This window comes from Micromonospora sp. NPDC023814 (genome assembly GCF_040639595.1).
Lineage (GTDB): Bacteria > Actinomycetota > Actinomycetes > Mycobacteriales > Micromonosporaceae > Micromonospora.
In genome coordinates this window covers 1-21,437 of sequence record NZ_JBFAAF010000097.1, presented here as the reverse complement: position 1 = coordinate 21,437, position 21,437 = coordinate 1, and the positions used below count along the sequence as shown (strand labels likewise).

The 21,437-nt window shown below is 69.3% G+C and carries 19 protein-coding genes and 1 pseudogene; 4 read left to right on the top strand and 16 right to left on the bottom strand.

Features of this window, described 5'->3' with window-relative positions; all coding sequences use genetic code 11:
• Nucleotides 1-88 precede the first annotated feature (88 nt).
• From AB0G14_RS31730 to AB0G14_RS31700, 7 genes and pseudogenes are all read right to left on the bottom strand, one after another.
• Nucleotides 89-1,164, bottom strand: a pseudogene (locus AB0G14_RS31730) (transposase); the annotation flags it as partial.
• Nucleotides 1,106-1,321, bottom strand: coding sequence for a helix-turn-helix domain-containing protein (locus AB0G14_RS31725; protein WP_357703812.1), 216 nt, complete (start codon nucleotides 1,319-1,321; stop codon nucleotides 1,106-1,108). The pseudogene AB0G14_RS31730 and the gene AB0G14_RS31725, both read right to left, overlap by 59 nt.
• A 35-nt stretch (nucleotides 1,322-1,356) precedes the next feature.
• A complete protein-coding gene (locus AB0G14_RS31720) occupies nucleotides 1,357-1,842 on the bottom strand; it encodes an NAD(P)-binding domain-containing protein (RefSeq protein WP_357703810.1) in 486 nt (161 codons plus the stop codon).
• Between the two features lie 115 nt (nucleotides 1,843-1,957).
• Nucleotides 1,958-2,746 carry a DeoR/GlpR family DNA-binding transcription regulator gene (locus AB0G14_RS31715; protein ID WP_357703808.1) on the bottom strand — a complete coding sequence of 263 codons (789 nt, stop codon included), beginning with the start codon at nucleotides 2,744-2,746 and terminating at the stop codon, nucleotides 1,958-1,960.
• A 41-nt stretch (nucleotides 2,747-2,787) separates the two neighbouring features.
• Nucleotides 2,788-3,696 carry a carbohydrate ABC transporter permease gene (locus tag AB0G14_RS31710; RefSeq protein ID WP_357703806.1) on the bottom strand — a complete coding sequence of 303 codons (909 nt, stop codon included), beginning with the start codon at nucleotides 3,694-3,696 and terminating at the stop codon, nucleotides 2,788-2,790.
• 2 nt (nucleotides 3,697-3,698) lie between these two features.
• Nucleotides 3,699-4,625, bottom strand: a complete 927-nt coding sequence (locus AB0G14_RS31705) for a sugar ABC transporter permease (protein WP_357703804.1) — start codon at nucleotides 4,623-4,625, stop codon at nucleotides 3,699-3,701.
• A 37-nt stretch (nucleotides 4,626-4,662) separates the two neighbouring features.
• The gene (locus AB0G14_RS31700) at nucleotides 4,663-5,895 is read right to left on the bottom strand and encodes an extracellular solute-binding protein (protein ID WP_357703802.1); all 1,233 of its coding nucleotides are present in this window, start codon (nucleotides 5,893-5,895) and stop codon (nucleotides 4,663-4,665) included.
• 440 nt (nucleotides 5,896-6,335) lie between these two features.
• Between AB0G14_RS31700 and AB0G14_RS31695 the strand changes: the two genes are divergently transcribed.
• The gene (locus AB0G14_RS31695) at nucleotides 6,336-7,784 is read left to right on the top strand and encodes a Gfo/Idh/MocA family oxidoreductase (protein ID WP_357703800.1); all 1,449 of its coding nucleotides are present in this window, start codon (nucleotides 6,336-6,338) and stop codon (nucleotides 7,782-7,784) included.
• Nucleotides 7,785-8,052: 268 nt separating this feature from the next.
• Here AB0G14_RS31695 and AB0G14_RS31690 read toward each other — a convergent pair whose 3' ends face one another.
• Entirely contained in the window at nucleotides 8,053-8,952 is a 900-nt protein-coding gene (locus AB0G14_RS31690; protein WP_357703798.1) for a hypothetical protein, read from the bottom strand.
• Between the two features lie 367 nt (nucleotides 8,953-9,319).
• Here AB0G14_RS31690 and pglW point away from each other — a divergent pair, with 367 nt between their 5' ends.
• On the top strand, nucleotides 9,320-13,711 hold the full coding sequence (gene pglW / locus AB0G14_RS31685) for a BREX system serine/threonine kinase PglW (protein WP_357703796.1): 4,392 nt from the start codon (nucleotides 9,320-9,322) through the stop codon (nucleotides 13,709-13,711).
• Here the strand turns inward: pglW and AB0G14_RS31680 are convergent.
• The 8 genes from AB0G14_RS31680 to AB0G14_RS31645 all read right to left on the bottom strand — a co-directional run bounded on the left by AB0G14_RS31680 (nucleotide 13,661) and on the right by AB0G14_RS31645 (nucleotide 19,370).
• Nucleotides 13,661-14,623 (bottom strand): hypothetical protein, encoded by a 963-nt coding sequence (locus tag AB0G14_RS31680; RefSeq protein WP_357703794.1) that lies wholly within the window; start codon nucleotides 14,621-14,623, stop codon nucleotides 13,661-13,663. The genes pglW and AB0G14_RS31680 overlap by 51 nt on opposite strands.
• Nucleotides 14,620-15,222, bottom strand: coding sequence for a hypothetical protein (locus tag AB0G14_RS31675; protein WP_357703792.1), 603 nt, complete (start codon nucleotides 15,220-15,222; stop codon nucleotides 14,620-14,622). The genes AB0G14_RS31680 and AB0G14_RS31675 overlap by 4 nt, the downstream gene beginning before the upstream one ends.
• Nucleotides 15,222-16,394: a hypothetical protein gene (locus AB0G14_RS31670; RefSeq protein ID WP_357703790.1), complete on the bottom strand. Its 1,173-nt coding sequence runs from the start codon at nucleotides 16,392-16,394 to the stop codon at nucleotides 15,222-15,224. Before AB0G14_RS31670 ends, AB0G14_RS31675 begins: the two co-directional genes overlap by 1 nt.
• Before the next feature lie 7 nt (nucleotides 16,395-16,401).
• Nucleotides 16,402-16,830 (bottom strand): hypothetical protein, encoded by a 429-nt coding sequence (locus AB0G14_RS31665; RefSeq protein ID WP_357703788.1) that lies wholly within the window; start codon nucleotides 16,828-16,830, stop codon nucleotides 16,402-16,404.
• Between the two features lie 294 nt (nucleotides 16,831-17,124).
• The gene (locus tag AB0G14_RS31660; RefSeq protein WP_357703786.1) at nucleotides 17,125-17,343 is read right to left on the bottom strand and encodes a hypothetical protein; all 219 of its coding nucleotides are present in this window, start codon (nucleotides 17,341-17,343) and stop codon (nucleotides 17,125-17,127) included.
• The gene (locus tag AB0G14_RS31655) at nucleotides 17,340-18,548 is read right to left on the bottom strand and encodes a Shedu anti-phage system protein SduA domain-containing protein (protein WP_357703784.1); all 1,209 of its coding nucleotides are present in this window, start codon (nucleotides 18,546-18,548) and stop codon (nucleotides 17,340-17,342) included. Before AB0G14_RS31655 ends, AB0G14_RS31660 begins: the two co-directional genes overlap by 4 nt.
• A 214-nt stretch (nucleotides 18,549-18,762) precedes the next feature.
• On the bottom strand, nucleotides 18,763-19,080 hold the full coding sequence (locus AB0G14_RS31650) for a hypothetical protein (protein WP_357703782.1): 318 nt from the start codon (nucleotides 19,078-19,080) through the stop codon (nucleotides 18,763-18,765).
• Nucleotides 19,077-19,370: a DivIVA domain-containing protein gene (locus AB0G14_RS31645; RefSeq protein ID WP_357703780.1), complete on the bottom strand. Its 294-nt coding sequence runs from the start codon at nucleotides 19,368-19,370 to the stop codon at nucleotides 19,077-19,079. The genes AB0G14_RS31650 and AB0G14_RS31645 overlap by 4 nt, the downstream gene beginning before the upstream one ends.
• 313 nt (nucleotides 19,371-19,683) lie before the next feature.
• Here AB0G14_RS31645 and AB0G14_RS31640 point away from each other — a divergent pair, with 313 nt between their 5' ends.
• Complete coding sequence (locus AB0G14_RS31640) at nucleotides 19,684-19,923, top strand: winged helix-turn-helix domain-containing protein (protein ID WP_357703778.1); 240 nt, start codon at nucleotides 19,684-19,686, stop codon at nucleotides 19,921-19,923.
• 72 nt (nucleotides 19,924-19,995) lie between these two features.
• The coding region (pglX, locus tag AB0G14_RS31635; RefSeq protein ID WP_357703777.1) for a BREX-2 system adenine-specific DNA-methyltransferase PglX at nucleotides 19,996-21,437 on the top strand (1,442 nt) is incomplete at its 3' end.

The window sequence follows — 21,437 nt, the reverse complement described above, 5'->3', positions numbered from 1 at the left end:
CCACCAGGCCCGCGCACGCTGGTTCCACCAACGCACCCGACTGAACCGCGACTACGCCCTGGTCAGCTAACAAATGGCGGCTGCCGTACTAGAGGACGGGGATTCCCTCCACGCTGCGTGTGGTGTACGCGGCGTCCGGGTGGATTACCGTTTCGCTGCGCGGTGCCGCCATGGCTGGTGGTCTTACCTGCGCTCCACGGTCGTTTAGGCTCTCGGCGCGTCCCGCCGCGAGTATGTTGATGGCCGCGTTCAGATCCCGGTCGTGGCTGCTGCCGCACGGGCAGTCCCACGTTCGGACGTCGAGCGTCATCTCTTTGTTGATCCGGCCGCAGTCGGAGCACATGCGGGTGGACGGGAAGAACCGGTCCACCCGGGCGAAGGTCCGCCCGTACCGGGCGGCCTTGTACTCCAGCATGGCGGTGAAGTTGGCCCAACCGGCGTCGTGGACGCTCTTGGCGAGCCTGGTCCGGCCGAGCCCGGTGACGCACAGGTCCTCGACGTACACCGCTTGATTCTCGCGAATGATCCGTGTCGAGAGCTTGTGCTGCCAGTCCCTGCGCGTGTCGGTTACCCGGCGTGAACCCGCGCGACTTTGACGGCGGCTTTCTTGCGTCTGTTCGATCCCTTAATCTTGCGGGACAGATCCTGCTGTAACCGCTTGAGCTTGCGGGCAGCGCGGCGCAGGAACTTCGGCGCGGTGATCTTCGTCCCGTCTGAGAGCACCGCGAAGTGGGTCAGGCCCAGGTCGATACCCACCTGCGAGTCGACTGCGGGCAGCGGCAGGTCGGTGGTCTGCACGACGAACGAGGCGAAGTACCGGCCCGCCGCATCCCGGATCACGGTCACCGACGACGGCGACGAGGGCAGAGGACGCGACCACCGCACCTCCACGTCGCCGATCTTCGGCAGCCGCAGCCGACCGTTGTCCAACAGTGCGAACCGGGAGTTCTTGGTGAAGCGGATCGCCTGCCGGTTGTCCTTGCGCGACCGGAACCGGGGCGGCCCCACCCGCCAGCCCTTCCGCTTACCCGCAACCGAGGCGAAGAAATGACGGTATGCCGTATTCAAATCCGCGAGGGCTTGCTGAAGCACCACCGATGAGACCTCACTCAACCATGCCCGATCGGGGGGTCTTCTTCGCCTCGGTGATGACCTGTTTGGAGAGGTCTCCGTCCGAGATGTACGGCAGTCCCGCCTCGTGTGCCTGCTGGCGTAGGCGCAGCCCGTCGTTGAACACCACCCGCGCGCACCCGAACGCCTGGGCCAGCGATACCTGCTGACACGGCGTCGGATAGACGCGGTAATTGTAACGGAGCTGCACATCGGACAGTTTAGCATTGGTTTATTGAGCGAATGTCAGGAATTGCGCGCCGGTAGGCACAGCATCTTCGCTCTGCGCTGTCCTGGCGTGTGGCCACGCCGGTAGCAGAACTCATTGTCCTGCTCCTTGCTGTTGCCGATGGGGTCGGTTAGGGGCGGGTATGTCTCGATGACGCGCGAGTCGTCGCGCGTCGCCAGGCCTGCGTCGGCGGCCTGCTGGTAGCGCGCCAGGGTGATGTCCAGCAGCGGGGTGTCCGCGTCGGGCTTGATGGCCTGGCCGTCACCGACCGCCGCGCCGACCGGCCGGACGGTGCCGAACCGGTCGAGCACCATCCGGGTGGCGTCGACGTCGGCCGCCGCGCCCGAGGCGAACAGGGTCAGCTCGCCGGTGCGGGCCCGCGCCACCCCGCCGGTCACGGGCACGTCGACGACCCGCGCACCGGCCGCCGCGAGTCCTCGGCCGCCACTCCGGCTACTGGACCGACCCCCGCGTCTGGGACCTGGTCGACCGCTACGCTGCAGAACTGCCCCTCCCGCCCGCGCGGTCGCGGTAGCCTGGGCCGGCGTCGCCCGTGGCCGCGCCGCCCCGCCGGACCGGCTGACGCGGGCCCGCCGGTGCGCGCATCACGTCGGCGGGTCAGGTCAGGTGCACGGTGACACCTGATGCCCGCAGATCCGCCACGATCTTCTGGTCCGCGGCGCCGTCGGTCACCAGCGTGTCCACCGCGGCGGCGTCACAGATCTTCGCGAAGGAGTGGCGGCCGAGCTTCTCGGAGCCGGCGACGACCACCACCTGCCGCGCCCGGTTGACCATCAACGCGTCGATGCCCGCCTCACTCTCGTCATGGCAGGACGTCCCCTCGGTCGAGAACCCGTCCACCCCGAGAAAGAGGACGTCCAACCACAGGGACTGCATCACCATGCTGGTCAGCGGCCCGGTCAGCTCGTACGACTGGGGCAGGGCGACCCCGCCGAGGATGACGGTGCGCAGGTACGGCCGCAGCACCATCTCGGTGGCGATGTTCAGCGCGTTGGTCACCACGGTCAGGGCCGGTCGGTGGGTGGCCTGGGTCAGGTCGGGTCGCGCGGCGAGATGACGGGCGGTGGCCGACGTCGTGGTGCCGCCGTTCAACCCGACGACGCTGCCCGGTTCGACGAGTTCGGCGGCGGCTGCGGCGATGCGTTCCTTGGTGCTGTCGTCGCCGCGGTAGCGGTAGCGGACGGGCAGGTCGTAGGCGACGGAGCTGGCCACGATGCCACCGTGGGTACGGGTCACCAACTGCTGCTCGGCCAGAGCGGTGAAATCACGGCGGACGGTCGCCTCGGAGACCTGCAGCGCGTTGGCGGCCTCGACGACGGAGAGCCGCCCGCCCTGCGCGGCCAGGATCTCCAGCAACGCCTGCAGCCGGCGGGAGCGGTCCGCCATCCCGCCCGACGCGGTGGCCCCCGTCGTGGTGTCGGCGGAGGTCACTTGACGGCTCCCGCCGTCAGACCGGCGACCAGGCGCTTCTCGACCGCGGCGAAGAGGAGGACCACGGGAATGATGCTGACGACCGAGACGCCGAAGACGTAGTGCCAGGCGGAGTCGTACTGGCCGACGAACTTCGTGATCGCCACCGACAGGGGCTGGTTCTCCGCCGTGGTCAGGACGACCAGGCTCGCCGCGAACTCGTTCCAGCAGGCGACGAAGGTGAAGATGATGGCGGTGACGATGCCGGGCCACACCAGGGGCAGGGTCACCCGGCGCAGCGTCTGCAGCTTGCCGGCGCCGTCCATCATCGCCGCCTCGTCGATCTCCTTGGGTATGCCGGAGAAGAAGCTGTGCATGATCCACACGGCGAAGCTCAGGTTGAAGGCGGCGTTGACGAGGATCATCGCCAGCCAGGTGTCGTCCAGGCCGACCGCCAGGAACTGCCGGAACAGTCCCGGCGCCAGCACGGTCGGCTGGAGCATCTGCGTGGCCAGTACCAGCAGGAGGAAGACGCCGCGGCCGGGGAACCGGTGCTGGGCCGTGTAGTAGGCGGCGGGCAGGGCGACCGCGAGCACCAGCAGGGTGCCGCAGACGGAGATGACGAGGGTGGAGACGAGGTTGTACGGCAGCGGCGTCTCCGGCGTGGACCACATGGTGGCGTAGTTGGACGGGATCCACTCCGTCGGCAGGTAGGTGGGCGGGATGCGCAGGATCTCCGCGTGCCGCTTGAAGGACCCGACGAGCATCACCAGGTACGGCGCGAGGAACACCAGCGCCACCACCGCGCCCGCCGCCGTCTTGAGCCACCGCCGGCCGCCCCGCCTCCGGGGTCGGTTGCCCCGGCGCGCGCCCGCGGCGCCCGCGCCTACCTGCCGGTCGGTCGTGTCTGGGGTCGTCGTCGCCACGGCTACTCGTCTCTCATCGGCCGCAGAGCCGCCAGGTAGATGCCGATCACCGCGAGGACGATCAGGAAGTTCACCACGCTGAGCGCGCTGGCGAGGTCGACCTGACGGTCCTGCTGGATGTACTTGAAGATCAGCGTCGTCGTGGTGTCCGCGTCGTACCCGGGGATGCTGCCGGTCATCGTGCGCAGGATGGGCAGGGAGTTGAACACGTTGATGATGTTGATGAGCACCGCGACGGCGATCGCGGGCCGCAGGGTGGGCAGGATGATGCTGCGGTAGACGCGGCCGGGCCCGGCGCCGTCCATCCGGGCCGCCTCGACCACGTCCTCGGGCACCATCTGCAACCCGGCGAGGAGGGTGTAGGTGGTGAACGGAAGGGACACGAAGACGGCCACCACCATGGACATCACGAACGCGGGCACCGGTCGACGGGTGAACCCGAACCCGGCGTCGAGGATGCCGAGGTCCACCAGGAACTGGTTGACGATCCCGTAGAACGGGTCGAGGGCGTAGTAGAAGACGGTGGAGGTCATGACGACGCTGGCCGCCCACGGCACGATCACCGCCAGCCGGACCAGGCGCCGGCCGGGGAAGGCGTGGTTCAGGAACTGGGCCAGGGCCAGGGAGATCAGCAGCGTCACCACGACCACACCGATCACCCAGATCACGGTGTTGCCGAACACCCGCCCCAGCGCGGGGGCGTTCAGCAGCGCGGTGTAGTTGTCCAGCCCCGCCGGGCCGCGGTCGACTCCGGCCTGCGAGACGTCCCGCGAGGACGTCCACACCATGTAGGCGGCGGGGAACAGGACGATCGTGACGATCAGGCCCAGCGCGGGCAGCAGCCAGGGCAGGGCCGTCGCCAACTGCCGGTGGGCCGCTCGCGCGGACCTGCCGGTCGGCGCCGGGGCCTGCCTGGTCTGCTCGCTCATCGTGTCCTCGATCGGAATGCGTACGGGCGCCGCACCGTCAGGCGTCGGCCTTGGCCTGGATGTCGCTCAGTACCGCCTGCGGATCCTTGCCCTGCCCGATCTGGCCGATCTGGCTCTGGATCGCGCCCTGCGTGGCCGCCCAGCGGGAGTTGGTGCTCGGGTAGAACCGGGCGCCCGGCAGGACCTGCAGGAAGCTGGCGATCTCCTTCTTGTCCTTCAGCGCCTCGGCCCCCGACCTGGTGGTGGGCAGGAAGCCCTCGGTGTCGACGAACTTCTTGTAGACCTCGGCGCTGAAGAAGTGGTCCAGGAACGCCTTGACCGCCTGCCGCTTGCTGCCGTCGTTCTTGAACGCCATGAGGTGGTCGGCCACCCCGAGGGTCATCGGCTGCCCGTCGCGGGTCGGAATCGGCGCGGTCCCGTACTTGAGGCTCGGGTTCTTCTGCGCGATCTGCCCCACCGTGGGCGGCAGCCCCACGGCCATGGCGATCTTGCCCTGGATGAACACGTCCAGCATCGGGGTGCGGTCGCTCGCGCCGGGGTCGGGCTGGGTCAGCCCCGCGTCGATCATCCGCTTCATGAACTGCACCGCCTCGAGGTTGCGGGGGCTGTTCGCGGTGATCTTGTCGCCCTCGTTCCACGAGCCGCCGTTGCCGAAGACCCAGATCGACGTCTCCGCCTGGGCCTCCTCGCTGCCCAGCGGCATGCCGTAGCCGTAGACGCCGGCGTTGAGCCCCTTGATCTTCTGCGCCGCGTCATACAGTTCCTGCCAGGTCGCCGGGGGCTTGGCCACGCCGGCCCTGGTGAACACGTCCTGGTTGTAGAAGAGGGTGCGGGCCGAGGCGATCATCGGCAGGCCGTACATGGTGCCGTCGATCGAGGCGTTCTTGGCGAAGGAATCCTGGAAGTCGGTCAGGGTCTCGGGGGAGAGGACCTCGCTGGCCGGGTAGAGCAGGTCGTCGGCGGCGAAGCCGGAGAACGCGTCGATGTTGAGGATGTCCGGCGCGGAGTTCGCCTGCACCTTGGTGCGGATGACGTCGTTGATGTTGTCCCAGGACTGGATCTCGAGGTTGACGGTGATGCCCTGGTTCTTGGCCTGGAAGTCGGCGATGATGCCCTCCCAGAGGGCCTTGGTGCCGGTGCTGTAGCTGGGGACCAGCAGCGACACCGTCTTGCTGTCACCGCTCGCCTCGTCCTTGCCGCCGAACCCGCAGGCGGTCAGGGCCAGGCCGGTGATCGCGAGCGCCGCCGTCGTGCGCAGGAATCGTTTCACTTCTGCCTCCATAAGGGACGGAACGTGAACCGCCGTGATCAGACGCGCGCGGTCGCTGCTCGTTCCTGACTGGTTAGCCCATGAACCTCTCACGATCGTGCTGTAGCAGGGATTCTGCGATGCTCGTCGATGAGCGTCAAGACCAACCGCTCACGATTCGGTCACGGTCGATGCCCGACGGGCACCGACGCCTGTGGATCCCGCTCGCCGGCCACGACCCGGCAGAGGTGGGCGACCGTGACGGCCATCGCCTCCCGTGCCGGTGCCAGGCAACGGCGCGGTCGCCACCCCGTTCAGCAATGCTGGCCGCACGATCCGCGCATGGGCGCCCAGACATGGCGGACAGCCCCTTGCCATCGATGAACGTTTGATTGACACTGCTCAATAGCCATGGCAAGTAGGCAAGTTCGATCAGGCTCCGTCATCGAGGAGTGATCACTGTGGTCCCAACGCCTGAGTTCAATCCGTCCCGTCGTGACCTGCTCCGATCCGGTGTCGTCCTGGGCGCCGCCGCCGGCCTCGGCGGCGCCGTCGGCGCCCCCGCCGCGGCCGACGCCGGTGACGCCGCTCCCGAGCGCGGCGACGGCGAAAAGAGCATGACCAATGTGCCGTTCGAAGGCTTCGACCAGGTCCGCGTCGGGCTCATCGGTCTCGGCGAACGCGGCGGCGGCCAGGACCTGCGGTTCGCCGCCGTCTCGACGATCACCGCCGTCTGCGACATCCGCCCCGAGCGGGTCAACCGCACCGTCGGCCGGATCATGCGGCAGGGTTTCCAGGACACCGCGCCGGTCGGCTACTCCGCTGGCGAGGAGGACTACCTCAACCTCCTCCGCCGCGACGACATCGACCTCGTCTACATCGCCACCCCCTGGGAGTGGCACTACCCCATGGCGAAGGCGGCCATGGAGCACGGCAAGCACGTCGCCGTCGAACTGCCGATCGCGCCGTACCTGGACCAGATCTGGGACCTCGTCCGCACCTCGGAACGGACCAGGAAGCACTGCATCCTGCTGGAGAACGTCAACTACTTCCGGCCCGAGATGGCCATGTTCAACATGGCCCACCGGGGGCTGTTCGGCGACCTGCAGCACGCCTCCGGCGGGTACGTCCACGACCTGCGCTGGCCGTACCTGTTCGGCGGCGCCTACCACCCGGAGCACTGGCGGCGCCGGTGGCAGACCAGGATGAACGCCTCGCACTACCCGACCCACGGCCTGGGGCCGGTGTCGGCCACCCTGGGCATCAACCGCGGCGACCGGTTCGAGGAACTGATCGCGGTCGCGTCCCTGCCCAAGGCGTTGGCCCTCTTCCGCGAGGAGGACCCCCGGATCGGCTCCGACCACTCGTCGTGGGACGACGCCCCCTACATCTCCGGCGACCGGCACACCTGTTTCGTCACCACCACCAGTGGTCGTTTCATCCGGATCGAGCACGACGTGAACTCGCCGCACCCGTACAGCCGGGAGACCACGCTCACCGGCACCCGAGGGTCCATCGAGGTCGACAACGCCCGGATCTACCTCGAGTCGCTCGGCCACAAGAACCACACCTGGCGGAGCGGCACCGAGTACAACACCATCCTGCGCCAGCACGACCACTGGTTGTGGCCGACGCTGGAGCAGTTGGCCAGCCAGTACGGCGGCCACGGCGGCGGCGACTTCATCTCCATCTGGCGCCTGGTCCAGACGATGCGGCTCGGCATGACCCCCGACATCGACGTCTACGACTCGGCGGCCTGGTGTTCGGTGATCCCGCTCAGCCACGAGTCGTTGAAGACCGGCCGGATGCACCCGGTCAAGGTGCCCGACTTCACCCGCGGACACTGGCAGGAGGCGCGGCCCACGTTCGACCGGCCGAGGCCCGCGGACCCCTGGCTCGACAAGGAGTAGCTCCTTCGACGCAACCGGCGCCGCGCCGGCCGATCACCGCCCGGCGCGGCGCCGACGAGCGTGAACGGCCCGGACCCGTGCCCACCGGCCCAGCCCGCTGGCCGGCGCCGTCCAGGGTGCTGCCGAGCAGTGCCGCGGCGAGCAGGGCGCAATGGTCTTTGTGACATGCGGGTTTCTTGAGCAGGCAACAGTGCGCCCCGCACCCCTGCCGGCCCCCGGCGAACCGGCAGGACGAACTGGGCCACAACGACAGTTGACGACTTGGCGGTCAGCCGGTGCCGGCGGTCGCCGGATCGCTCGGCGGTTCGCTCTGCGGCACGGGAGGCCCCTGGCCCTGACGGTCCTTCGCGCCGCCCGAACCGCCTTCCTCGTGGCGGGTGTCGTCGTGGCGCAACCGGTGGCCGAGCAGCTCCTCGATCCACTGGGCGGCGGCCTTCCGCATTGCCGTGATCTCCTGAAGCGCCCTGGCCAGCTCCTCCTCTCTTCCCCGCGCCGCCTGGTCGGCGGCGAGGCCGTCGACGTGCCTCTGCAGGATCGTCATCCACCTGTGGCTGAGTTGCTCGGCGCTGCGGGCCTGTCTGAGGTGTACGTCGAGTTCGTGCTCCAGTTTCAGTCGTGCCTCGGCGTACGGCAGGAGGGCTGCCTGGACCCGGTCGTCGAGTTGCACCCAGGCATCGGGCTGACAGGTGAGCTGCTTGCCGTTCCGGGCGTAGGGCCACGGTTTCATCGTGCGCAGCTTCTGCTGCAGCTCCTCTTCCAGTTCCCTCGCGGCGTGCGGTGGGAAGCCGCGGGAACGCTCGGCCGCGAAACGTTCCAGTCTCTGGGTCGCATGCGGCATGAAGGACTGGGCGTACCAGCTCAACAACTCGGGATGCAGGCCCTCGGACGACCAGGTGAAGGTGGCATGCACAGTGAAGGTGAACACGTAGCCTCGGGCCGGCACCACGATCGGCTCGGCCCGTCGTTGTTCGACGACCTGGCCGGGCGCGGGCGGATCCGGCGCCCGGACGAGTTCCAGCTGCTGGAGCGTGGCGTGCAGGCTCTTCCAGCGCTTCTTCGACCACTCGCCGACGTCTTTCCCCACGTCCCGCGCGGCCTTCATCGTTCGGCTGCCGCGTTGTTTCCAGCCTTCCGGAGGCGTCGACCCGGTGCCGGGGGCGTCGGTCATGTCAGCCTCCCTCGTCGCGGATTCCTCTGAGCGGGCGGCCAGGCTGGACGGCTCCTTCGGTGTGCTCGCTAGGCGGGGCAGACTCTTTGACCGACGAGTGTCATGCCACGGAGCGGCATCACTTCGTCGCCGGTGACGTGTCGATGATCCGTCCTGAAGCTAACAAGGCGACGCCGTGACTCGCCGCCGTCACGCCGAGATGACGACGGCCGATTCAGATATTTTGACAAGTACGACTATCCGGGCATTCTTCCCATGCGGCCCGACGCCTTCGGGCGCATGTCAGCGAGCCCCGTCCCGCTGCTCCGAGAGCTCATCGGCAGCGGGGGTCGCCACCACCCGCTGACCTGCCCCTAGGATCGTCGGCATGCAGGAGGGCCGGTGGACGACGATCACGCCGTCGCAGTTCACGCACGAGCGGGAGGCGTTGGCGCACGTCCAGGCGTTGCTGCCCGACACCGAGCCCTACCGTGCCTGGTCGAACTTCACCTTCACCGCCCAGACCGGCCACCCCTACGAGGTCGACCTGCTGGTGGCCGGCCCGGGCGGGCTCTACCTGATCGAGATCAAGAGCCTCAACGGCGAGCTCACCTCCAGCGGCTCCAACTGGATCCTGCGCGGCCCCAGCGGCACCCGTACGTTCGACAACCCGCTGCACCTCGCCGACGCGAAGGCCAAGAAGCTCAAGTCCCTGCTCCAGGTGGCGGCGAACCAGCGTAAGGGCCCGCCGGTGAAGATCCCGTTCGTACAGGCGGCGGTCTTCCTGTCCAAGCCGGGGCTGATCGTCAACCTCGCCGAGCACCACCTGCACGGCATCCACGGTCCCGAGCCGGCCCCCGGCCACCAGCCCGGCCCGCTGCCCACCATCGGCACGCTGCTCATGTGCCCCCCGCAGGACGAGCGACAGCGGGTTACCAAGGAGACGTCGGCCGCGCTGCCGGAGCTGCTCAAGGCCGTCGGCATAGCCCGCAGCCGCAAGCACTACCAGATCGGGTCGTGGGAGCTGGACACCCGCCCGTTCGACCTGGGCCCGACGTGGCAGGACCACCACGCCCGCCACCGGGACCTTGAGCGCGAGCACCGGCGCATCCGGATCTACCTGGTCGAGCGCAACGCCGTGCAGACGGAGCGAGCCAGCATCGAGCGCGCCGCCAAGCGCGAGATGACCGTCCTGCACGGCATCAACCACCCGGGCATCGTGCGGGTCGACTCGATGGAGTCGCACGAGGCCGGGCCGGCCCTGATCTTCCGGTACGACCCCCGCTCGATCCGGCTGGACCACTACATGGCTCAGTACGGCGACCGCCTCGACGCGCTGAGCCGGCTCGCCATGATCCGTCAGCTCGCCGAGACGGTGGCGTACGCGCACCGCCGGCGGTTGCACCACCGGGCACTGTCTGCCCGCAGCGTGCTCGTCAGCCCGGGGCGCAGACGCCGGGGCGGCAGCGAGGACGAGGCCTGGCTGACCCCTCAGCTGCAGCTCAGCGACTGGCAGGCGGCGACCCGGGGCGCCGACACCGCCGGCGGCAGCAGCGTCGATCCGCTGACCCTCTCCTCGCACGCCGCCTCGCACATCGAGCGCTCCGCCGAGGCATACCTCGCGCCCGAGCTGACCGCCCCGAACCCCGACGCGGTCGCGATGGACGTGTTCGGGCTGGGCGCGCTCGCGTACCTGATCCTGACCGGCGAGCCGCCGGCGACCAAGCGCCCCGAGTTGCTCTCCCGGCTGGCCCGGGACAACGGGTTGCGGGCCGTCGCGGTCGCCGACGGGATCAGCCCGTTCGCCGACGAGCTGATCCAGGCGGCCACCGCCCCGGTGCCGACCCAGCGGCTCACCACCGTCGCCGAGTTCGTCGAGATGCTGCAGGTCGTCGAGGACGAGTTGACCGCCCCGCCGCCCGCCTCCGTGCAACCCGAGGAGCAGGAGCCCGAGCAGGTCGACCCGCTGGAGGCGCGCGGCGGCGACCGGGTCGGCGAGTGGACGATCAAGAAGAGCCTCGGCACCGGCTCGACGTGCCGGGCGTTCCTCGCGCACAACGAGCGCACCGGCAAGGATGAGGTGCTCAAGGTTGGGCTGTCCGACGAGAAGGGCGCCCGGCTGGCCCACGAGGCCCGGGTGCTCGGCCCGCTCACCGACTCCCGGGTGATCCGGCTGGCCCGCCCCGAGCCGCTGCAACTCGGCAACCGCACCGTCGTGGTGCTGGAGCACGCCGGCGACCACACCCTGGCCCGCAAGCTGCGCGACGACGGCCGCCTCACCGTCGACGAGCTGGAAACCTACAGCGACTACCTCTTCGGCGCCCTCGACTACCTGGAGGGCGAGGGCGTCTACCACCGCGACATCAAGCCCGACAACATCGCCATCCGGATCCGCCCGAACCGCACCCGGCAGCTGGTGCTCTTCGACTTCTCCCTGGCCGGCGTCTCGGTCAAGGAGATCGCCGCCGGCACCCCCCGCTACCTCGACCCCTTCCTCGGCACCGCCGCCCGGCAGGTCTACGACAAGCACGCCGAGTGGTACGCCCTCGCGGTCACCCTGCACGAGATGGCCTCCGGGGAGCTGCCGGTGTGGGGCGACGGCGGCACGGAGCCGCAGCTCACCGAGGGCCCGCCGGTGCTGGCCGTGGAGGCGTTCGACCCGGCGATCCGCGACGACCTGGTCGACTTCTTCCACCGGGCCCTGCACCGGAACCACCGGGAGCGGTACCCGTCGCTCAAGGACATGCGCGACGCCTGGCACGACGTGTTCCGCCGCTCCGACGCGAGCACCCCCGTCGGCACCGACCATCCGGACATCGAGGCCGACGAGCCAGACGAGACGGCCGCCGAGGCGGCCCGCGACGAGGCCGCGTCGAGGGCGACCCGGGCCACCGCGCTGGAGGCCGCCGGCCTCGCCCCGCGCGCCGTCTCCGCCGCCCACCGGCTCGAGGCCAGCACCGTCGGCGAACTGCTCACCGTGGCGAACAAGCTCGCCACGCTCCCCGGCCTCGGCGCGCGGACCCGCAAGGAGCTGCAGCGCCGGGTCAAGGAGTGGCGCAACCGGCTGGGGGAGCGGGAGACCATTCCCACCACCCCCGCCGCCCGCAAGGCGGCCAGCGCCGAGGTGGCCACCGAGACCGCCGCCGGCCACGGCGACGCCGATCTGGTACGCGTCGGCCTGGACGCGATCGCCACGCTGCTGCTGCCGGCGAAGAACGGCCGCAACGGCACCGAGATCGAGGGCACCCGACTGCTGCTGCACCTGCCGGACTCCTCCGGCGCGCTGCCGGCGCTGCCGCCCTGGCCGCAGCAGCCGCAGGTCGCCGCCGCGCTCGGCGTCACCCCCGGCCGGGTCGCGCAGATCCTCGGCAAGCAGCGCAAACGCTGGCACGACATCCCGGTCGTCGGCAGCGTGCGTACGCAGATCATCGAGCTGCTGCGCGACGGCGGCCGGGTGATGGGGGTTCCCGAGCTGGCCACGGCGCTGCTTGGCAGCCGCGGCTCGGTGCGCACGGGCGACGCCCTGCGCCGGGCGGTGGCGCTCGCCGCGGTGCGGGCCGCCGTGGAGGTCGACGCCCTCGCCGACGAGCCGCGCCTGCTGCTGCGCCGGCACGGCGAGCGGCTGCTGGTGGCCCTCGAAGCGGGCGAGGACGACGCCCCGGACACCCCGGCCGCGCCGGCCCTGCTCGACTACGCCGACGCCCTCGGCAAGGCCGCCGACAAGCTCGCCGCCAGCGAGGTGCTGCCCAGCCCGGCGACGGTGCTGCGTACCCTCGCGGCGGTGACCGCGCCCGGCGGGGCGGCCGACGCGATCGACGACCGGCGCCGGGTGCTGCTCGCCGCCGTGGCCTCCGAGCGGGCCGCCGCGACCGCGCGGCTGGAACTCTATCCGCGCGACCTCGACCCGGTCCGGGCGCTGCGGCTGGCCCAGGCGGGCGTCGTGCCGCCGGCGACCGCGCCCGACGCGCGGCGCGGGCTGACCCCGGCGCAGGTCGCCGACCGGGTGGCCGCGCGGTTCCCGGAGCTGGAGCAGTTGCCGCCGCACCCGAAGCTGGACCGGCTGCTCGCCGACGCCGGCTTCGAGCTGCGCTGGGACCGCGACCGGTACGTCCCGCCGCCGCCCCGCAACGCCTCGTCGTCAGTGTCGATCCTGCAGCGCCGCCCGTCGGCGACGGCGGCGCCGAGCCGGTGGACGGCGGAGTCGCCAGAGATGGCGGCGGCGATGCGCGCCGAGGAGCGGCTGACGGGTGCCAGGTCCGCCGGTGGCTTCCGGGCCCTGACGGTACGCCTCAACCGGTACGCCCTGGCCCGGGAGGAACTGGCCCGGCGCTTCGACGCGCGACCGGTGAACGTGGCGGCCCGTTTCCTGGCGCACCTGCACGCCCTGGTCGACGCCCGCCCGAAGCCGACGTGGGAGACGGTGCTCGGCGCGGACGTCGCGGAGCCGGGCTCCCGGGCGGCGATCAAGCTGGGCGAGTACGTCGAGCAGGCGTGGCAGCTCGCGGCACCCGAGCTGCGCGCGGAGCTGCGGGCCGGCGATGGGCCGGTGCTGCTGCACGACGCGGCGGTGCTGGCGCGCTACCGGGCGATGGACCGGCTCTACGAGTTGGCCGACGCGGCGCGTGCCGGAGCGGGCGACGTGTGGCTGCTCTGCCCAATGGAGGACCCGGCGCTGCTGCCCAAGCTGGACGGCGCGGTGGTGCGGGTGGGCGACAACGAGTGGATCGCCCTACCGGATGCCTGGGTCGTCAACGCCCACCGCAGCGCAGCCCTCGCTTGACGCCCGGCCATCCGCCGTGGCCTCGACGCTTCGGGCCACGTCGTTGCCGGGAGCATGGAGGGGTGTGCCCGCGTAGGCGGGAGCCTCGTGCGCGAGGGTTGCCATGTTTTCCGGCTCGCGAGCCACGGCGAGGGCCGGTGAGCCGTGCAGGCCCCACAAGCCGGCCTCGACCCAGCAGAGCTGGCGGTATTTCCCCGGTGCCATGGCCTGCGATCCGAAGTCCCACCCGACGGCTGACACGGGCTTCCCGGCGAACTGCCGTCGCGCCCGCTCACGGTAGGCGTCCCTGGTGATTGTCGCGGGATGCAGGAAGGACAGGTCGAACCCGTTCTCGGCGAGCCCGAACGCGGCCAGGCCGAAGAGCATGGTGCACGCGATCCCGCTGTCGGCGCAGTAGTCGGCGATGCGAGCGGCACCGTGTAGAGCGCCCGCGTACGACAGCACGTACAGGCGGCGGACCGGGTGAAACCGCTGGTATTCCCGCAGCGCCGCCACGATCGTCGCGCCGGAGGCGACGGTGTCGCCGATCAGCAGCGTCGAGCCGCCGGCGTCGAACCGCGCGTAGGACACCTCGACCGTGGCGTCGTCGGAGGCGACGGCCACCCTGCTCGTGGAGACGAGATTCGCCGGCAGGTTCCGGCCCGCCTCGACGGCGACCGCCTCCGCGAGCTGGTAGACGAGGCCCTTGCTCAGGATGATCAGCTCGGCGATGTCGGCGCCGTCGAGTTCGTCCCGGATGTGCCGGACGAACGCCCGACTGCTGGCGAGGCACGCCCGCCGGAACGGCAGGTCCGTCAGGTTGCGGTCGAACAACAGCGCCTCCAGGTGCCGGTTGTGCACCAGGTGGAGACCGGTCACCCCCGTCCTGTTGCCGATCGGCTCGACGGCGCTGGACCCCGTGTCCTCGATCATGCCGTCGTGCTGGGCACTCGCGACGCGCCGGCACTGATTCTCCGGAGGGCGTCGAGCATCGGTGCGTCGATGTCGAGCACGTTGTTCTCGTACTCGTCCAGTGCGGCGGAGAGCCAGGCAGGGCGAGGTTGGGACGCCTTGGGTCGGTCGGCCAGCGCCACGAGGGTGCGACCGGCGGCGGCGAAGTCGTCGACCACCTCGGTGGCGAGCGCCGCCACGTGCGGGTGCACGTAGTCGGTGACCCGCACGCCGCGATATTCCAGGACGTCACTGCGGTACTGCGAGTTGCGGGGAGCGACCACGATCACGGGCGTTCCCAGCGTGACCGCTGCCGCCATCTCGACACCGATGCCGATACCGCGGCGTACCCGGGCGTCGACGATGACCGCCGTCGCCACCATCACCTGGTACATGTCCCGGCCGAACTGGCCCAGCGTGTTGCCCGCGTCCGGTATCGGATCGTCGGGGTTGAGGAAGACGACGTCGCAGGGAGCCGCCCCGCCCGCCACCTCTTCCCGTTCCACATCGGTCCAGCAGAGACGCTGTTGGTCGCCTCCGCCCTTGATGATCGATCCGGAGCAGTAAACGGAGATCAGCATCATCGTGCCCTTCGGTCGGGATCTGTCTGGTTCAACGTGACATCGAGCCTGTTGGCGACGACGGCCACCACGGTCAGTGCCTGCTGGATGGTCGCCGCGTTCTGGAACCGGAGGCGCTTCCGCCCGCGGATCACCGCCTCGCGGAGCCGGGCGCGCAGCACTGGATGCTGGGTGGCGGTGGCGACGGCGCCGAACTCGGGGGTCGAGCGCAGGGAAAGCAGATCGGGCCAGCGGGCGCTGCGGTGGACGAATTCGTGGATGCCGAGCCAACGAAGGCCGAGGTCGAACGAGCGGGCGGACAGCACCCGGTCCGCGAGGGAGGCTCGCATCTGGCGGATGCCGCAGGAGAAGTCGCCGAAGTCGAAGTCGGCGACGATGGCGGCGTCGAGGTCGCGGAGGTAGCTGGCGAGGTATTCGCGGGACAGGAACATGTCGATCCTGGCTCGTTCCTCGGCTCCCAGGGTCACGGGCACCGTGGCCCGGACGAACCGGCTGATGAATGCCTGCCCGTCGAGCCGTTCGGGCACCTCATGCAGGTGCGTCTCGACGTCACCGGCCCTCGTGGGCCAGCGACGTGCGATGCTGGCGAGCGTCGTGGCCAGCTCGCCGTCCGGCTGCAGCGCGCTGCCCCAGCTCTGGCCGATGTCGGTGGCGGTGTTCTGCGCGTAGCGAGGCCGCCAGACGAGGCCGTCGGTGAGGCTGCGGTGCGGGGTCAGTTCGTAGGGATTGCGGGCGTCGCTGCGGTATTCGACGGCCTTGTGTTCCACGTAGGAGTCGAGGTCGGCGATGTGCGAGGAGTAGTGGACCACGCCGCGAACCACGAGCGACCTGATCCGGGTGAGGAAGACCGACAGGCTGGGCACCTCGAACAGGTACGACGCGGGAAGGATCAGTTCCTCGTCGGTGGCGAGCACGGCCAGCCGCGTCGCGTGCAGCACCTGGGTCAGATCCGCCTCGGTGAAACGGGCCGTCTGCGGGCGGCCGTAACAGGACCGGATCTCCGGATTGAGATACTGCACGAAGATCGGCCGTGCGCGGTCATAGGTCAGCGGCGTGGCGAAGCGTTCTTCCGGATAGAGGCTGAGCTGGTGCCCCGCCACATGCAGGTGCAGGTCCCGGCCTGCGACATAGCCGTCACGCCGTGCGCTGACATCCTGCTGGGGCGCGGTCACGCGTCACTCATGGCGCCCGGTCGGGGCGACCCACGGTGAGGTCACGGCCTGCGGTGTACGCGTCCCGGCCGGCGGTCACGTTCTGCTGCACGGTGGTGGACTGGTCGACGCCTTCGCCGGCCGCCCGGACCGCGGCGACCAGCTCCCGTATCGCGACGGCGAAGTCCGGGTCCTCCTCCAGCCGGGCCTGCAACCGGCCCTCCCACCGGGCCGCCTCCAGGGCCGACGCCGCATCTCTGCGGTCCGGTGAGGCGGTCAACACCCGTTCGCGCGAATCCTCCAGGACCCGGTCCGCGCGGGTGACCGACTCCGTCTCGTCGCGACCGAGAATGCGTGCCGCGTGGTCCTTCACGTTGAGCCACACGTCCGAGACCATGGCCTGGATCAAAGCCGCGCTCGCTGCGGCGGCCAGGCCTGCTGCCGACAGGTCGTCCATGGATCACCGCATCTGTTGTGATGGCGCACACCGGGAACGGGCACCGCCCAGTATGCCAACGCTAAAATGCCTGTCAAGAATGCGCTTTGCCTTCCCGCTATTGATCCAGTGCCGATAGAAACCGTCGTTTGCAACGGAAATCGCCTATCGCTTGTACGGCGGTTGGTGTCGAAGCCGATCGTGGGGGGCGTCGCGCTGTCGTCATCACGACAGTTCGCTCCGGTCGGCGCAAGCAACCACCGGCGCTGCGCATGGCTGTCCGGCACGCGAGTGGTGGCACCGGGCAGGAGGTGTCTATGCGAACAGCGACAACAGTGCTGTCTGCTCCGGCGTGGGGCGTATCGGGGCGTCCGCCCCGGCGGTGGGGAAGACCTGGGCGACCTCGAGGTCGCCCCTGGGAATGCTCGTCGCGATCCCGATCTTCACACCCCTGGCCGTGAGGGTCTCGAGCAGGCGGCGACTGTCGAGAAGGTACGCCGCGGACGCGGCCAATTGGCGCAGGGTTTCGGTCACCAGGCGTCGCTGCCCTGCAAGCCGTGCGACACATTGGCTTGACAAAGCCCAAGTGCGTGGCTCGCACCGTCGAGCAGTTGCTTGTAGGTGATGACTTCGATCCGCGCGAGATGGCTGCTGTAGATTCGCAGAACCTCGTTCATGTCCGCCTCATCGAGGTCCGGCTGGAAGCGAGGGTGGCCGACCACCACCGTTGCCCCGGCCCGGCGCACATCCACGCCGTGCCGGTCACGGATGCGTGGGCGGTCTTCGTCGAGAGCGACCAGGTAGTTCATCACCTGGCCGACCGCCCGGTGCACCTCCCCGTTGGGGATCAGGCCGTTGCGCTGATGGGTCATGATCCGCACGTTCGCCTTCTTCAACTCCACCAGGTGCAGCGAGCCGTCGGGCCGGAGAAGGGGGATGTCCAGCTCGCTGCCCGTGACGAGCCGGCGCCGGCCGATGTCCGGCAGGTAGGTTCCACCGAATATCCAGAGGTTGCCTTGAAGTTCGCGTTGAAGGTCGGCCTCGGTGCTGTGCGGGTTATGAACTACGGCCGTCAGCCGCTGCAGGGCATCCGACCGGATCTTGAGCTGAGCGAGGTGAGCCAGCTCTTCCATGCTCATCTCTTCGGTTCTCGTGGGTCGGCCGGCATTCGCGTCTGCCCCAGCCGGGCGCTCTTCGACAGTCAGGCGGTTGGTCAGCACCTCTCGTAGCCAAACAGAGGACTCCCGCTGGCCCCGGAGCACGTAGTGCCCAGGCTCCTCCTCGTTTTCGGAGATGGCAGACGCGGATTCGAACACACCGACGAGATGGCGCTGAAGGTCGGCGGCCGTGGCGGACGGGTTCTCGGCGAGGAACGTACGCGCGGACGACTCGACGATGCTGCCGAAAGCCTCCGTGGTCCGACGTATGAGAGTCAGCAGATTGAGCCGTGACCCCGGGAAGAGTTGGTACTTGATCTCGACGTCCGGTCGGAGCATGGTGTTCATCGCGTAGGCCAGCGCGTCCTCGATGCGCTCACTCGCGAGCAGGTCCTCCTCTTCCCGTGCGGCGGCCTCCGCGTAGCGGAGCAGGGAGAGCAGTTCCTTGCCGCCACGGTACGGGCTCCGGCCGCCCATGTGTCTCAGCGCATCCTGAAGGAAGCCGCGGACATGTTCCGAGGCGCCGAGTTTCATGATCTTCTCGATCAGGAGCCGGAGCGTGTAGTCGGACCTCGTTCGCACTTGACCCTGCACCTCATCACGTCGAGCCGCGCAACAGGCAAGGATCATGCAACGCCCCACCGACATTCGTCCCTGGCATCTCCGCAGCGACCTGACGCAGATGACAAGGCGGTTGGCCGAAGCGGGGTTGACGGAGCCCGACAAGGCACGTCGGAACCTCGGCGCGTTGCCGGCTGCCGCGCCCGATCGCGTCGTACAGCGCCATCCGCAACCCTCAGCGCAGGCCGAGAGGCGTACTTCGCCGTACCTTGTGTCGTCCGACAGGGTCGCGCGGATGGGTGGCCGAGGTGCGCCTCGGGATCGAGGCGCTGGTGGCGGGCCACAGCCCCGCCAATTGGACGTAGATCTCGCGCTTGTCGATCGCCTCGCCGCGCCGGTTCAGGACGTAGCCGGTCAGCCAGATCCAGCCGGCGTACGTCGGTTGGTCGGAGACCGAGACGACGCGGAAGGTCAGCGCGCGTTCCCCGGCGAACTGCACCGAGGCTCGGCCGTCGACGACGAGCAGATCGCCGGGGGATGGGCGCGCGGTCACCAGTGACCGGAGTTGTGCTGGTACTCCTGCGGCGGCCGGCACTCCCGCGCGTGCATGGTCTGCCAGTCGCGCAGCGCCCGCTTGATCCGGTCGTTCTCCTGGCTGAGCAGCCGTACCGTCTCGTTGAGCATGGCCAGCTCGTCGGAGACCCGGGCCTGGAACTCGCGTACCTCCACGGGGTCGACGCCGCGCCGGCGCGCGGCGAACTCGCGGGTCCGCACCTCGTGCGGCGTCAACCGGCCCGGATAGCCGGCCGGGTAGGGCTGGCCGCCTCGATACACCTGAGCCACGACGATCCTCTCTGCGGGCAGGCGGGAGCGCGGAGGCTCCGCAGGGTGGGTCTGGAAGGGCGGGTCGTCCACGTGGGGGCCGCGGACGACCCGCCCGCTCCGCCGCCGCAGCTCGATTCAGCGGTACGACAGCAGAGCAGCCCGGCGGGTCGGGACGGGCACGGGCACCCGCCCCGACCAGGGGGATGAGCCGAACTCGTTGCCACGCGAGGACCGGCTCGGAATCAACATAGCTAGACATGTCAGATGAGTCAACGTTGCTTGTTAGGCGCGTCGCGGTGTGATCGAATCGGATTGCCACGCGAGGAGTGCCATGCGAGAAGTGCCGGATTACTGGCGCATCGCCGACGATGTGATCGCCGACGTCAGATCCAAGAAGTTGAAGCCGGGGGACAAGCTCCCCTCGATCGCCGAGCTGCGCGCGAGCTATGGCGTCAGCCACGGGGCCGTGCAGATGGCCTACGCCCGACTGGAAGCGCTCCGTGTGATCCGCCGGCAGCAGGGCAAGGGCGTCTTCGTCACCGACCCCAGGACCTGGATGCGGGAGCCGTAGGTAGCGGGCCGGCGACGGAAACGGGCCTTACGGGCTACCCCGTCCCATCGATGGGGCGGCTAGAGTCGTCGGGTGATCGACCGGAAGCTGCTCTTGTCCGACCTGCAGAAGCAGGTCAAGAACCTGGAAAAGGACCTGCGGGAGCAGGCCGAATCGGTCGAGGAGGTGCGCCTCCGCCTGCGTGGCGAGTACGACCACGCCTTCAAGGTCGGGCGTACCGCCGCCACCTGGGCAGCCTGGCGCGACGAGCGCGTGACCCAGGTCGCCGTCGCCTGGGTGCTCGGCACCGTCTTCGTACGCTTCTGCGAAGACAACGGCCTGCTGCCCGACCCCTACCTGGCAGGGTCGGGGGACCGCTTGGTCCTCGCCGAGGAAGCCGAGGCGCAGTATTTCCGCGACCAGCCCGACAAGACCCTCCGCGACTGGCTACACCAGGGCTTCGACGCCATCGCCAGCACACAGGCGGGCAAGTCGCTGTTCGACAAGCGGCACAACCCGCTGTACCAGATCCCGCTGTCCCACGACGAGGCCAAGAACCTGATCGCCTTCTGGCGTCGACGCGGCGAGACCGGCGGCTTGGTCCACGACTTCACCGACCCCGAGTGGGACACGCGCTTCCTCGGTGACCTCTACCAGGACCTCTCTGAGGCGGCCCGCAAGACCTACGCCCTGCTCCAGACGCCAGAGTTCGTCGAGGAGTTCATCCTCGACCTGACCCTCACTCCGGCGATCGCCGAGTTCGGCCACGACGTGGTCAAGATGATCGACCCCACCTGCGGCTCCGGGCACTTCGTCCTCGGCGCGTTTGACCGGTTGCTGAAGGAATGGGAGCAGCACGCCCCCAACCGTGACCTGCACGAGCGTGTACGTCTCGCTCTCGACGCTGTCCACGGCGTCGACATCAACCCGTTCGCGGTAGCCATCGCCCGCTTCCGCCTCCTGGTCGCCGCCCTCCGCGCCAGTGACGTTGAGACCCTCGCCGACTCGACCGGCTATACCTTCCCAATGCATCTCGCGGTCGGTGATTCGCTGATCAAGCACCGCGCCGGCACCCTCTTCGGCGACGACCCGATGACGGACTTCACCTACGCCACCGAGGACGTGCAGGAGCACTCGGGCATCCTCAGCCCCGGCCGTTACCACGCCGTGGTAGGCAATCCGCCGTACATCACCGTCAAGGACAAGGGCCTCAACGAGGCTTACAGGGACATGTACGAGACCTGTGCCGGCAGATACGCGCTGTCTGTGCCCTTCGCCCAACGGTTCTTCGAACTTGCAAAGGCAGCCGACTTGGACGGCAATGGTGCTGGTTACACTGGGCAAATTACGGCCAACTCGTTTATGAAGCGTGAGTTTGGTAAAAAGCTCATTGAGCGATTTTTTTCCACCCGCGTCAACTTGACTCATGTTATCGACGCGTGTGACTGGTCAGGTGCTCGTCGGCGGGTCGGCTTGACCTGGGGCGTTCGGGTTGGATCATGGTTGGGTGTGCGGAACGCCGTCGATCGTGGAGC